The sequence below is a fragment of the Halomonas sp. PR-M31 genome, assembly GCF_001039575.1.
GTDB lineage: Bacteria > Pseudomonadota > Gammaproteobacteria > Pseudomonadales > Halomonadaceae > Modicisalibacter.
Genome location: NZ_JIBT01000023.1, coordinates 1 through 13,175, shown reverse-complemented (window position 1 = coordinate 13,175; position 13,175 = coordinate 1). Strand labels below are relative to the sequence as shown.

14 protein-coding genes and 1 pseudogene are annotated in these 13,175 nt (G+C 59.3%); 5 read left to right on the top strand and 10 right to left on the bottom strand.

From position 1 onward, the window contains the following. Positions 1–35: 35 nt before the first annotated feature. From CH74_RS06960 to dctP, 3 genes are read right to left on the bottom strand one after another with little or no spacing between them, the layout of a single operon-like run. Positions 36–1,361 (bottom strand): TRAP transporter large permease, encoded by a 1,326-nt coding sequence (locus tag CH74_RS06960; protein WP_048306745.1) that lies wholly within the window; start codon positions 1,359–1,361, stop codon positions 36–38. Between the two features lie 2 nt (positions 1,362–1,363). Beyond that, on the bottom strand, positions 1,364–1,885 hold the full coding sequence (locus tag CH74_RS06955) for a TRAP transporter small permease subunit (RefSeq protein WP_048306744.1): 522 nt from the start codon (positions 1,883–1,885) through the stop codon (positions 1,364–1,366). A 22-nt stretch (positions 1,886–1,907) separates the two neighbouring features. After that, positions 1,908–2,906 carry a TRAP transporter substrate-binding protein DctP gene (gene dctP, locus CH74_RS06950; protein WP_048306743.1) on the bottom strand — a complete coding sequence of 333 codons (999 nt, stop codon included), beginning with the start codon at positions 2,904–2,906 and terminating at the stop codon, positions 1,908–1,910. A 174-nt stretch (positions 2,907–3,080) separates the two neighbouring features. Here dctP and CH74_RS06945 point away from each other — a divergent pair, with 174 nt between their 5' ends. From CH74_RS06945 to CH74_RS06935, 3 genes and pseudogenes are all read left to right on the top strand, one after another. Next, entirely contained in the window at positions 3,081–3,797 is a 717-nt protein-coding gene (locus tag CH74_RS06945) for a GntR family transcriptional regulator (protein ID WP_048306742.1), read from the top strand. 88 nt (positions 3,798–3,885) lie between these two features. Next, positions 3,886–5,377 (top strand): annotated as a pseudogene (locus tag CH74_RS06940) (CoA-acylating methylmalonate-semialdehyde dehydrogenase). Positions 5,378–5,464: 87 nt separating this feature from the next. Next, entirely contained in the window at positions 5,465–6,061 is a 597-nt protein-coding gene (locus CH74_RS06935) for a peroxidase-related enzyme (RefSeq protein ID WP_048306741.1), read from the top strand. Here the strand turns inward: CH74_RS06935 and CH74_RS06930 are convergent. Continuing rightward, positions 6,046–6,723 (bottom strand): hypothetical protein, encoded by a 678-nt coding sequence (locus tag CH74_RS06930; RefSeq protein WP_048306740.1) that lies wholly within the window; start codon positions 6,721–6,723, stop codon positions 6,046–6,048. The two genes, CH74_RS06935 and CH74_RS06930, sit on opposite strands and share 16 nt — an antisense overlap. Positions 6,724–6,898: 175 nt before the next feature. On the opposite strand from CH74_RS06930, the gene CH74_RS06925 reads away from it, so the two are divergent. Then, positions 6,899–7,432 carry a sterol desaturase family protein gene (locus tag CH74_RS06925; protein ID WP_048306739.1) on the top strand — a complete coding sequence of 178 codons (534 nt, stop codon included), beginning with the start codon at positions 6,899–6,901 and terminating at the stop codon, positions 7,430–7,432. On the opposite strand, the gene crtB is transcribed toward CH74_RS06925, so the two are convergent. The 6 genes from crtB to fni are packed head-to-tail and all read right to left on the bottom strand — an operon-like array spanning position 7,398 to position 12,132. Beyond that, on the bottom strand, positions 7,398–8,327 hold the full coding sequence (crtB, locus tag CH74_RS06920) for a 15-cis-phytoene synthase CrtB (RefSeq protein ID WP_048306738.1): 930 nt from the start codon (positions 8,325–8,327) through the stop codon (positions 7,398–7,400). The two genes, CH74_RS06925 and crtB, sit on opposite strands and share 35 nt — an antisense overlap. Continuing rightward, complete coding sequence (locus tag CH74_RS19450; protein WP_253272986.1) at positions 8,320–8,562, bottom strand: FAD-dependent oxidoreductase; 243 nt, start codon at positions 8,560–8,562, stop codon at positions 8,320–8,322. Before CH74_RS19450 ends, crtB begins: the two co-directional genes overlap by 8 nt. Next, positions 8,559–9,806, bottom strand: coding sequence for a phytoene desaturase (locus tag CH74_RS06915; RefSeq protein ID WP_253272985.1), 1,248 nt, complete (start codon positions 9,804–9,806; stop codon positions 8,559–8,561). Before CH74_RS06915 ends, CH74_RS19450 begins: the two co-directional genes overlap by 4 nt. Before the next feature lie 2 nt (positions 9,807–9,808). Continuing rightward, positions 9,809–10,684, bottom strand: coding sequence for a lycopene beta-cyclase CrtY (crtY, locus tag CH74_RS06910; RefSeq protein WP_253272984.1), 876 nt, complete (start codon positions 10,682–10,684; stop codon positions 9,809–9,811). After that, positions 10,642–11,007, bottom strand: a complete 366-nt coding sequence (locus tag CH74_RS19445) for a lycopene cyclase family protein (RefSeq protein ID WP_253272983.1) — start codon at positions 11,005–11,007, stop codon at positions 10,642–10,644. The genes crtY and CH74_RS19445 overlap by 43 nt, the downstream gene beginning before the upstream one ends. 39 nt (positions 11,008–11,046) lie before the next feature. Continuing rightward, complete coding sequence (gene fni, locus CH74_RS06905) at positions 11,047–12,132, bottom strand: type 2 isopentenyl-diphosphate Delta-isomerase (RefSeq protein ID WP_253272982.1); 1,086 nt, start codon at positions 12,130–12,132, stop codon at positions 11,047–11,049. Between the two features lie 92 nt (positions 12,133–12,224). On the opposite strand from fni, the gene CH74_RS06900 reads away from it, so the two are divergent. Next, a complete protein-coding gene (locus CH74_RS06900) occupies positions 12,225–13,121 on the top strand; it encodes a polyprenyl synthetase family protein (RefSeq protein WP_048306735.1) in 897 nt (298 codons plus the stop codon). The last annotated feature ends 54 nt before the right edge of the window (positions 13,122–13,175 follow it).

The following is a 13,175-nucleotide window of genomic DNA, read 5'->3' as shown; positions in this document are numbered from 1 at the left end:
TGATGACCTGGATGTCGATGTTCCGTCGTCGGTGATCAGCTATTGATGATCAAATCGGGTAGCCAGGTCGCGATGCTCGGGAAAAAACACAGAATCACGATGCCCAGCACCATGCACAGCGCATAGGGCAAGCTGCCCAGCAGGATGTCCCGCAGCGCGATATCCGGCGCGATGCCCTTGATGATGAATAGGTTCAACCCCACTGGCGGGGTGATCAGGCCGATTTCCAAGTTGATGGTCAGCACCACCGCGAACCAGTAGGGATCGAAATTCGCCGCCAGGATGATCGGCAGCAGGATCGGGGCAGTCATCACGATCACCGCGACCGGCGGCAAAAAGAAGCCTGCCACCAAGAGAAACACATTGATCACGCCCATCAGCACCCAGCGATTCACTTCCAGATCCGCAATGGCACCGGCTACCGTCTGGGTGATGAACAGCGAGGAGAGGGCGAAGGCGAATACCTCCGCCGTGGCGATGATCAGCATGATCATCACGCTTTCACTCAGGGCGTCGTGCATGATGGTCTTGAGGGGTTTCACCTGCCACATGCGGTAGACGAGTATGGCCAGTGCCAGGCACAGGAAAGCGCCGGCGCCCGCCGCCTCGGAAGGGGTGGCGACACCGCCGTAGAGTGCGAACAGGATGGCCGACACCACGACAATGAAAGGCAACACCCGCACCAGCGCCTTGAGATTCCCCTCGACGTTTTCCTTGGCGCTCGCGGCGGCATCCGCCAGCGGATTGCCGTAGCCGCCGGAGAACTTGCAGGCAATCAATGTCCAGACCATGAACAAGCCGGCAAGCATCAGCCCGGGCAGGGCACCGGCGATGAACAGCCGACCGATGGAGGTCTCGGTGGAGATGCCATAGACGATCATGGTGACCGAGGGCGGAATGAGGATGCCCAGGGTGCCGCCAGCGGCGATACAGCCCGCGGCGACCCCATCCGGGTAGCCGCGCTTGCGCATCTCGGGAATACCCAGCTTGCCGATGGCGGCGCTGGTGGCGGGAGAGGAGCCGGACAGTGCCGCAAAGATCGAGCAGGCGCCGATGTTGGAAATCGCCAATCCGCCGGGCATCCTGCCGAGCCATAGATCCAGGGAGCGGTACAAATCCCGCCCGGTGGGCGATGAGGCCACCGCCGCCCCCATCAGGATGAACATGGGAATGGCGACGAAGCCGAAAGAGGCGATGTTGCCGAAGAAGGTCTCGCCGAAATAGGTCAGCTCACCTATGCCGCGATCGAGTACTAGACCTCCTAAAGCCACCGCACCCAAGGCAAAGGCGATGGGGGTACCGATGGCCATCAGTACGAGTAGAGCCACGACGATGAGGATGCCGCTGGTAATTGGGTCCATGATTAGTGCTCCCCGCGCAGGATCTGAGCGACATACTGCAATGAGAGCAGCGTGATACCGACGGCCATGGGCAGCAGTGCCGGCCATAGGGGCGGATTCCACACAGTACCGGTGGTCCAGTTCATGCTGTAAGCCTCGTAGAAGTAGTGCCAGGCGCTATAGGCCAGGGCGCTACAAAAGGCGAGACCAACCAAAGCGGAGAGAACGTACATGGCCTTCTTGATCCAGCCATCTAGGGCATCCGGCAGCACGGTAACCGCCACATGTCCGCCGTTGCGCAATACATAAGGCGCGCCGAGCAGCATCGCGCCGGTAATGACATAGATCGTGAACTCGGTCTGCCAGATCGTGCTTTGTCCCAGCACGTAGCGCATGAAGATCATATGGCAGACCGACAGCACGCCGGCCAGCAGCAAGGCACCGGCAATGAAGGCAAAGACGCCTGAAAGCATGTCAATCAGGCGAATGTAACCACCAATGATGCCGCGACCCGTCGTCAGAGAGTGGCTTGAACTATGCGCCATGCAAAGCTTCCTTTGAGTGCCTTCATTCAACGGCAAGTGCTGCGTCGATCAAAGCTTGGCCATTGGGGACATTCTCGGCGAAGGTTTTATAAGAGCTTTGCTTGGCAATATCGAGCCAGGCCTGGTAGTTCTCCGGGGTCATGGTGACCACTTCGACACCGTTCTCCTTGTAGACATCCACCAGCTCCTGATCCAGCGATGCTGCCTCACCGGCAAAATACGCCTCGGCCTTCTCACCTGCTTCGGTCAGCGCTTTCTGCTGCTCCTCGTTCAAACGACTCCAGCTTTGCTCAGAAATCAGGATCGGTTCGTACATGAACCACAGGGCATTGTCGCCAGGGGCGGTGAGGCAACTGGCCTGCTCGTAGATACGATAGGAAACGAAAGAGCCCGATGAGGTGTTGGCGCCATCGAGTACGCCGGTCTGCATGGCGGTGTAAATTTCCGAAGAAGGCATCGAGGCAATCGAGGCCCCGGCTTCGGCGAGCATCTCATCAAAAGCCGGACCCGCGGCGCGCAGGGTTTGGCCCTCGACCGTATCCGGTGAAGTAATACAGCGAACATTGGAAACGAAACCGCCCGCCAGCCAGGCATCCGCCAGTACCCGCACGCCGGCGTCGTTGATGACCTCCTTGATCATGTCCATGAACTCGGAGTCGTTGAGGCGCTGGGCCCGTTCGTGACTGCGCACCAGACCGGGCATCAACGTGGCCGAGAACTCAGGGTGCCGTCCGCTGGCGTAATCCAGTGGCAGGGCGGTCATGTCCAGGCGGCCCCGCACCAGGGCGGGCCACTGTTCCTGGGCCTTGAACAAAGACTGGCCGGGGTAGATCTGAATTTTCAGATCGACACCTGCAGCCTCGACTTCCTTGGCCATCAACTGGACCATCTCGTCGCGCACGTCCCCCTGGCCGCCGGGGAACTGATGAGAGGCGCGAAGGGTGGTCTCGGCGTTGGCGGTGCTGAAAAGGGCGATCAACAGAGCGGTGGCGGCGGCCAATGTGGATGATGGATGTAGCATGGCGATCTCCGGGTTCATTGTTTTTGTCGAATATGCGATACTATGAAATATATATGAATAGCTGTGATGTATATATCAATAGCCTCAAGGCTCCTCTGTGTCAAACATGAAGGCGCTAGACAAACGTCGTGGATGACTGACAATCGACCCAGGGCGACAGCATAGGAAACCGGTGTGAAGAGCGAGGAAAACGAGAAGCGATACAATGCCCAGCAGCTCAAGGAGTCGCTGGAGGATGACATTCTCAACGGCCGCTTAGCGCCCGGCGGGCGTCTTGATCCCGAGGAGCTGGGCAGGGCATTCAAGGTGTCCCGCACGCCAGTCAGGGAGGCCATACAGCAGCTGGTTGCCAGCGGACTCGTGACGGTCTCACCCAAGAAAGGCACGTTCGTGACCCAGGTCAGCATCGAGCAGTTGATCGAAATGTTCGAGGTGATGGCGGAGCTTGAAGGAATGTGCGGCCGCCTGGCGGCGCGGCGCATTCTTCCCGAAGAACTGTCGGCACTGCAAGAGGCGCTGGGGCGCTGCGAATCGGCGGCCCAGGCGGGCGATCCGGACGAGTACTATCACGAAAATGAGATCTTTCATCAGTGCATCTATTCGGCGAGTCATAACGATTTTCTTGCCACGGAGGCTCGCCAGCTCAAGCAGCGTTTGTCTCCCTACCGGCGTCTTCAGTTACAGGTGCGACATCGCATGCTTGCCTCACTGGCAGAGCATCGAGAGATCGTGAAGGCGCTCGAGGCGGGGGACGCCCTTCAAGCCGAGCAGAGCCTGCGCGGCCATGTCCTGATACAAGGTGAGCGCTTTGGTGATTTCGTGGCCAGCGTCAGGCGGTTCAGTGCCAATACGGGTGTTGCTGCAGACAGGGGTGCTGCGACTACCGATTGAGTGAGTATCGGCCCGATGATTGTTCGTCAGTGGCGTCTGCAACTAGACTCGTTGAAACAGGATGACAAATCACCAAGGAGAAAACACCATGTCCGTTCGCGAGATCGCTCTTTATATCGACGGTCAACCCGTCCCTTCGAAGGCCGAGCAGTGGCGCGATGTTCTCAATCCAGCCACTCAGGAAGTGGTGGCCCGGGTGCCTTTTGCGACGCGCGATGAAGTCGATCAAGCGGTTGCCAGCGCCAAGCAAGCCTTTGTCAGCTGGCGCAAGGTATCCCTGGCCAAGCGCATGCGCATCATGCTCAAGTTTCAGGCTCTGGTGCGCGACAACACCGAGGAGCTGGCGGCGCTGATCACCGAAGAGCATGGCAAGACGCTGCCGGACGCGGAGGGCGAAGTAGGTCGTGGTCTGGAAGTCATCGAGCATGCCTGCTCGATTACTTCGTTACAGCTTGGTGAGATTGCCGAGAACGTCGCAAGTGATGTCAACGTCTACTCGCTGCACCAGCCTTGGGGGTCGGCGCCGGCATCACTGCCTTCAATTTTCCCATCATGCTGCCTTGCTTCATGTTCCCCCTGGCCATCGCCACCGGCAATACGTTCGTCCTGAAGCCTTCAGAGCAGGACCCATCTTCCACCATGCGTCTGGTCGAACTGGCCCATCAGGCCGGCGTGCCCAACGGGGTGCTCAACGTGGTGCACGGCGGGCCGGACGTTGCCAATCACATCTGCGACCATCCTGACATCAAGGCGCTCTCCTTCATCGGCTCGACGGCCATCGGCACCCATATCTACGAGCGGGCAGGTGCGGCAGGCAAACGGGTGCAGTCGATGATGGGCGCCAAGAATCACTGTGTGATCATGCCGGACGCCAATCGCAGCCAGGCAATCGACAACATGCTGGGCTCCGCCTTTGGCGCTGCCGGCCAGCGCTGCATGGCCAACTCGGTGCTGGTGCTGGTAGGCGAGGCACGTCATTGGCTGGACGAGATCGTCGAGAAGTCCAAGGCGATGAAGGTCGGCCCCGGTTCCCAGCGCGACGCGGATCTTGGCCCGCTTGTCTCATCCACGGCACGGGATCGGGTTTTACAGCTGATCGATGCTGGCGAGTCGGAAGCGACCTTGGCATTGGACGGCCGAAACATCAACGTCGAGGGCTACCCGGAGGGCAACTTCGTTGGGCCGACCATCTTCAGTGACGTGACAGCGGACATGACCATTTACAAGGAAGAGATCTTCGGGCCGGTGCTGTGCGTGGTGGGGTCGAGACATTGGATGACGCCATCGCCTTCATCAATGCCAATCCCAACGGCAACGGCACCTCGATCTTTACCAATTCCGGCTGGGCAGCCCGACGCTTTGAGAGCGATATCGACGTCGGTCAGGTGGGTATCAACGTGCCGATTCCGGTGCCGGTGGCCTACTTCAGCTTCACCGGTTCCCGGGCCTCCAAGCTTGGTGATCTTGGCCCCAACGGCAAGCAGGCGATCCAGTTCTGGACCCAGACCAAGACCGTGACCTCCCGTTGGTTCGAGCCGGAGAACGTTTCCGGCGGCATCAACAGCACGATCTCGATGTAGTCAGCGCAAAAATAGGCAAGCCCTTGAACACCGCCAAGAATTTTGGCGGTGTTTTCTTGGCTCAGGTCACATTAAAAGGAACAAGTCATGAGTGCATCTCTCAGCCGTTTTCCCGTCCCCGAGACCCTAGATGAGCTGCCCGAGGATATCCGCAGCGTCATCCTGGCGGTACAGGATAAAGCTGGCTTCGTGCCCAACGTCTTTCTCACACTCGCTCATCGCCCTGAGGAATTTCGTGCTTTCTTTGCTTATCATGATGCGCTGATGGAGCGGGAATCCGACACCCTGACCAGGGCAGAGAAGGAGATGGTGGTGGTGGCCACTAGCGCGCGCAATCGCTGTCTCTACTGCGTGGTTGCTCATGGCGCTTTGGTGCGCATTTACAGCAAGAATCCGTTGCTGGCCGACCAAGTGGCGATCAACCATCGCACTGCCCCGATCAGCAAGCGCCATCGCCTCATGCTGGATTTCGCGCTTTATATCGGCACCGAGCAGGGCGAGCTCAACGATGAATGGCAGAGTCGGTTGTTCGAAGTGGGGTTTACCCTGGAGGATATTTGGGACATTGGCGCAGTGGCCGGTTTCTTCGGCATGTCCAACCGGCTAGTGAATCTTACCGGCACACCGCCCAACGATGAGTTCTATTTGATGGGGCGGGTGCCGAAATATCAACCGCCTATCTGAAATTTCTCGAATATCTGCAATACCGGCTCGAGCTGACTCTCGTGTAGGGTGAGTACAGTCTCGAGGGTCTCGTCCTCGACTGGCAGGACGACGGCAAACTCACCTTCTTCCACGTGGAATTCATGTATCTCTCGTAGGCCGTCCGATGCTTCACAGCGAATGGAGCGATAAGGCTCGTCTTCGCCATAGGTCAGGCGATGGTACATCTTGAAGTAGGTGTAAAGGGTGAGCCCTTTGACGAAAGCCGGCCAGCGCGCAGGAATGGTGCGTGTTTCCTCATCGAGCGCCTGACCGTCTGCCTGGGCCGCGGCAATGGCGTCGGCCAATTGTTCGGCGATCAAGGAGGTGGTATCACGAGGTAGCGGTTCTTGCGCTTCGATTGCATTACGGTAGTGCCTTGCGATCTGGCGCAGGTCGTCGAGAGAGGCAAAAGAGTGGCTGCTGTGCTGGAGTTCAGCAGGCTCGCACTCGCCGTTTTCCCAGCCGTGAATCACGTCGATGGTCATTCGGTTGTCCGCCATTGCCTGGCCGAGCAGTGCTTCAATGGCAACGTTCAAATGCAGCTGACGCTCGGTCACCGAATTGTCGAAGGCAGAATAAGGATCGCTGAAAATAGCATGCAGACGCCCAAGTGCATGCTCCTTGGCTTCATTGAATGGCATTGGTTGGGTCCCGGCGCTGTTATAGTCGTTTGAATTCTTGCGTGGTACGTCACGCTTGGTTAACTATGTTATCGGCAAGTAACAGCGGTTCCTTGAGGCACTGTTACCGGTAGAATATCGGGAGAGTGGCAAATGTTGTTTTGCCAGCCCGCGCAAACCCGGAGGTCTGCTGGCCATGTCCATGGTTACGAATGCATTGATCATCCTGCTGACGATAGTCGGCATGGAGGTGTTCGCCTGGTTTGCGCACAAGTACGTCATGCACGGCTGGGGTTGGGGCTGGCATCGCTCTCATCACGAGCCAGCGAGCGTGCGTCAGGCCCGTGGCTGGTTCGAGACGAATGATCTCTACGCGGTGGTATTTGCCGGTGTGGCGATCGCCCTGATTGCGTTGGGAACCTGGGGCTGGTACCCGCTTCAGTGGATCGGTGCCGGCGTGACCGCCTACGGATTCCTGTACTTTCTGGCTCACGACGGCCTGGTGCATCAGCGCTGGCCATTTCGCTACGTGCCACGCCGCGGCTATCTCAAGCGCTTGTACCAAGCCCATCGCATGCATCACGCGGTGAACAGTAAGGAAGGCTGCGTCTCCTTCGGCTTCCTGATTGCTCCCTCCGTTAGCACCTTGAAGCGCCAACTGCGCGAAAAACACGGCGGGGCGTTGCAGAATTCTTCTAGTCGGGACGTTGCCAGAGAGACTCGGGCCTAGACGCCGGCGTCTGCCAGCGAGAAGCCACCGTCTGGCCCAATCCCTTGACCAATAAGCGCAGCTTGTCCGCCTTGCTGGTGGACACGCGCTGATCCCAGGCCTTGGCGCCTCTTGCCTCGACCTCGATGCCAATTTCCCGATAAACCCCATGAGCGGTGGCGATCGCCCAGGCGCTGCGGGGCGGGAGTGCGCCAAATCCACCACGAGCCGATTGATAATAGGGCTCTGCCAGATCGATCAAGCGTGCCGCCAGATTGGCCAATGCACCACGATGGCGTGGATCGGCGATCTCATTCGGCGGTATGCCTGCCTCGTTCAACCATGTTCGAGGCAGATAGCAGCGCCCGACTTTTGCATCATCGACAATGTCTCGGGCGATATTGGTCAACTGAAACGCCAGGCCCAGATCGCAGGCCCGATCCAGGGTCGCATCATCTTCTACGCCCATGATCCAGGCCATCATGATGCCGACGACTCCGGCTACGTGATAGCAGTAGCTCAGGGTGTCATCGATGGTGTCGTAGCGGCGCTCCTGAACATCCATGGCGAAGCCTTCTAGATGTGCCAAGGGGTAGCATTCGGGAAGACGGTGCTGCAGCGCCACCTGCTGAAAGGCGGCGAAAGGGGGGCTCTGCATTGGCTCGCCGGCATAGGCTTGCCGAGTCATGCGACGAAGCTCGGCCATGCGCTGTTCGCTGCTGTCCGTCGAGCCTTCACCATGAGAAGGCATGCCTAGATGCTGCTCGTCGATCACGTCGTCGCAATGCCGGCACCAGGCATACAGCATCATCACGCTGCGCCGGGTAGCCGGGTCGAACAGCTTGGCGGCTGTGGCGAAACTTTTCGATCCGGCCTGAATGGTCTCGGCGGCGTGGCGGTCGAGCGCATCAGCCATCCAGACGCTCCAGCATCAGCTTCGCCGTGGCCTTGGCGGAACCCACCACCCCAGGTACGCCTGCGCCTGGATGGGTGCCGGCACCGACTAGATAGAGATTGTCGATTTTTTGATCCCGGTTATGGGGCCGGAACCAGGCGCTTTGAGTGAGAATTGGCTCCAGGGAAAATGCCGAGCCCAGATGGGCGTTGAGTTCGTCACGAAAATCCAGGGGCGTGAAATGACGGCAGGTCACCAGATGCTCTCGCAGCCCGGGAATATAATGCTTTTCCAGGTAGTCGAGGATGCGATCACGATAGACCGGCCCCTGGGTTTCCCAGTCAATGGGTGCGGTGCCCAGATGAGGCACCGGCGCAGCACATAGTAGGCGCTGGACCCGGGTGGCGCCAGGGAGGGATCGGTGACGCAGGGCGAATGCAGATAGAGCGAGAAATCCTCCGCCAGAGTATCGGCGTTGAAGATCTCGTCGATCAGCTCCTTGTAGCGTGCTCCCAGGCAGATGGTGTGGTGCTGAAGGTTATTCGAGGGCATGTCGAGGCCGAAGTAGATCACGAACAGCGACATGCTGTAGCGCTTTTTCTTGAGCGCCTTGCCGTGACTGACCCCGCGAGGATGTTTGCCCAATAGATGGGCGTAGGTGTGAATCACATCGGCGTTGGAAGCCAGCATATCCGTGGCGAAGTGGCGGCCATCCTGAAGAGTGACACCGCTGATGCGATCGTTCTGAGTCTCGATATTGGCCACTTCCGCGTCGAGTTCGAGCTTGCCGCCCAGATCCTCGAACAATTTGACCATGCCTTGAATCAGCGCACCGGTGCCGCCCCGGGGAAACCACACCCCACCTTCACGCTCAAGGGCGTGGATGAGGGTATAGATCGAGGAAGTGACGAAGGGATTGCCCCCCACCAGCAGGGAGTGAAAAGAGAACACCTGGCGCAGGTGTTCGTCCTCAATGAAACGCGACACCATGGCATAGACGCTGCGCCAGGCCTGTAGTCGCGCCAGTTGCGGCCCGGCCTTGACCATGTCGCGAAAGGACAAGAAAGGCACCGCGCCAAGCTTGATATAGCCTTCCTCGTACACCGCCTTGGAGTAGTCGAGAAAGCGCTTGTATCCCTCCACATCCTTGGGGTTGCGCTCAGCAATCTGACGTTCCAGCTCCTGCTGATCGTTGACGTAATCAAACGACGGCGCGTCTTCCCAGCACAGCCGATAGAAAGGAGAGACAGGCAGAAGCTTCACATAGTCGGATAGATGCCGGCCCGCCAGGGTGAAGAGTTCCTCAAGGGCCGAGGGGTCGGTGATGACCGTGGGGCCCGCATCGAAGATGAAGCCTTTATCTTCGTACACATAGGCGCGGCCGCCGGGCTTGTCGCGTTTTTCCAGCAGGGTGGTGTGATAGCCCCCGGCCTGCAGCCGAATGGCCAGGGCCAGTCCGCCGAAGCCGGCGCCGATCACCAGGGCTTGTTGTTGCGTCATGGTCAGTTCCTAGAGAATGTCGAGTCGCGACGATAAGAAGAACGAAGTCTAGAAGGAGTAGAGCAGTGCGCCGCGCGGATGGCCTCGCCCAGGGGCACCGGTGGCTTGCCGACAAGAATGCGTGCCTTGTCCACAGCGCTCAAGCGTCCGGCATAGAAGCTTTCGATCAAGCTTTCAGAGAGCCCATAAAAGCGCTGCATGACCTGCCAGCGCTGGCTAGGCGAGCCGGCCAGAAACAGCATGCGATTGAGCAGACGAAAATAACCCTGCTGGCGCCACTCCTGCTTTGCCTCGTCACGGATCGCGGTAAATAGCGACGCTGCGCTTAGGTTATCAAGAGCGGCAATACGCTGCGCCAGACGCACCGCATGGGGCAGCGAATAGCCCGTGGTGGGATGGAAAAGCCCGGCCCGCAGGCCACTACGTGGCTGTCCGTCGGCTTCACTCCAGAAGGCGTCGAAATCACCCGCCAAAGTGATCGGTAGCACGCCGTGCTCTTCCCGCAGCACCTCATCGATCTGCCACTTCTTGGCCTTGGCATAGGCGCGGATGTTGTCCCGCAGCTGGGCGTCGTCGTCCAAGGGCTGATCGACATAGTGAGTATCCTCGATCAGCAGCGTGTCCGGGGTGAAGGGCAGCACATACACAAAACGATAGCCGTCGCCCTGAGCGAGGCTTGCATCCATCAGGATGGGTTCTTCCAGCCCATGGGGCGCTGCGAGCCTGATTTCCTGACCCAGAAAAGCCTGATAGCCCAGGCACAAATGCGGGCTCGGCGCCGGGCCGCGACCGTCGATCACGGCGTTCGCCGTCAGTTGGGTGCCATCTTCAAGCGTCACCGGCCGGGTGCGAGAGAGGCAATGGTTGCATTGACCCACAGCGCATCGCCAAGCGTGTCCTCGAGCGCTTGTGCGAAAGTCGATGAGAACAGGCTGGCGTAACCGCCCCTCAGCAGCCGCTCGCGGTTGGGGAAAATCACCCGATGGCGTGGCCAATGGCATCCTATCAGGGGAGCCAACCAGGCATGTTGCTCATCGCTCAGATCGCTGTCATGAAACGACCAGGTATGATTGCCGCCGGGGCGAGCGTCCTGTTCCAGCATCAACAGGCGAAGCTCGGGCCTATCATGTTTCAGCCGTAGGGCGATCAACCCGTTGGCCAGACCGCCACCGGCCAGAATTAGATCGTAATGATGGGGCATGCAGGGCGCATCCTGTGCGTAGGGGAGCGGTATCCGAGCCTAGCCATGAAGCCCCTTCACCGCAACGCCGTGTTCATCCAGCAGCGCTGCCTGGCGCAGTGCGCTCAGATTGGCGCTACCGGTACAAAAACAGACGATACGCAGTTGCTGGATAAGCACCTCGAAATGCTCAATGACAGCCTCGCTCGACTGGGTGGCACTGGCAAGCACCGCCGCGGCCTGGCCCACGAGATCGGCACCCAGGCGAATGGCCTTGGCCGCATCGACACCGTCGCGAATGCCGCCGGAGGCAATCAAAGGCGTATCCGGCAGTTCACGGCGTACCGCCTGAATGGCCTGGGCCGTGGGAATGCCCCAGCCGGCGAAAGCCATGGCAATACGCTTCTGGGCATCGCTTGCGGCGCGTTCGGCTTCCACCGCTGCCCAGCTGGTACCGCCGGCGCCTGCCACGTCGATCACTGTCACGCCTTCTTCTATCAGCGCCCGGGCAACGTTAGGCGAAATGCCCGCGCCCACTTCCTTTATCACCACCGGCACCCCGAGCGTTTTTACCAGTGTGCCGATGGCCTGACGAACGTTACGCCAATCCCGATCGCCACCGGACTGCACGGCTTCCTGCAGCGGATTGAGATGAACGATGAGGGCGTCCGCGTCGATCATATCCACCGCGCGACGTGCCCAATCGATGCCCTGGGCTTCTCGAAGCTGACCGGCACCGATATTGCCAAGCAGAGGAATGTCCGGTGCAAATCGGCGCAGCTCCCGGGTCAGGCCATGATCGTTGTCGGTCTGCAAGGCGACCCGCTGAGAGCCGACAGCCAAGGCGATACCCAAGGCCTGGGCGGCCTGGGCCAGATGCTGGTTGATCAAGCGAGCCCTTGCCGCACCGCCGGTCATGGAACTGATCAAAAATGGCGCGTTCAACCATTTATCTAGAAACTGCGCGCGTAGATCGATATCGTCGAGGTTGAGTTGCGGCAAGGCGCAATGCATGAATCGGTAGTCCGCAAGACCCGATGGGGTCGACGCAGGGATACCCTGTGCGTCCAGTACGATGGACAGATGATCGTTCTTGCGCTCGACCAGGCCTTCGCCTTTCATGTGGGTTTCCTTGTCAGAGAGCATGGTCCGAAGCTCCATTGTATAGGCCAGCGTCGGAAGTTGTGCAAGAATTGTACGAAGCGATCATCTAGAACGAATCAAGGGAGCTTTCCCCAATGGGTTTATCCTTCACCAGCCTTGCGCCTGAAAGTGGTGAATTCGATAGCCCTGACGCAATTCGTCAGGCTGTCGAGAGGCGTCTGGGGAAGCTGCTTTCCGATACGCAGGAAAGCCACGATCCGGTGAGTCAGGCTATCTGTAGCAGCGTGCTAGTGCCGGGCAAGCGCATACGCCCGCTGTTGCTGGTGCTTGCTGCCCGGGAGTTGGGTTGCCGGGTGCCGGCGCTGTTCGATCTGGGCAGCGCGGTGGAAATGATACACACTGCGTCGCTGATCCTGGACGATCTGCCCTGCATGGATAATGCCAGTATGCGGCGTGGGCGCCCGACGATACATCGCCAGTACGGAGAGGATGTGGCCATGCTGGCGGTGGTGGCCTTGCTTAGCCGTGCCCTCGGAGTGGTATCCGACCTGTCTGCGCTGCCCGCCGGGCAGCGTGCGGTGATGATCAGTCAGTTGAGTCGGGCGGTAGGGACTCAAGGGCTGGTCAAAGGGCAGTATGAGGATCTGCATGAGGCGCAAAAGCCTCGCTCCGTGGCGGATGTGATGGTTACCAACCGGCACAAGACTGGCGTGCTCTTTCAGGTCAGCATGCAGTTGGTGGCGGTTGTTACCGGAATTGATCGGGCTGCAACGGAGTCACTCGAGCGTTTCGCCCTGGCGCTCGGCCAAGCCTATCAGCTGTGTGACGACCTGGGTGATGGCGATGCGACCCAAGGCAAGGATATCGATCAGGACCAAGACAAGGCCACGCTGGTCAACCTGCTGGGCGCTCAAGAAGTGCGCCGACTGCTGAACGAGCAGTTGGAAGAAGCGGACCGGCATCTAAGCGCCGTCTACGGCGAACGCTCCGCTCTCAGCGGTTTTCTGAAAAAGCTTTTTCCTCTTTCCTAGGGCCTGTTGACGTTTCATCGCGAACCGCGTTGCTGCATCAAAAAGTGTCAGTCA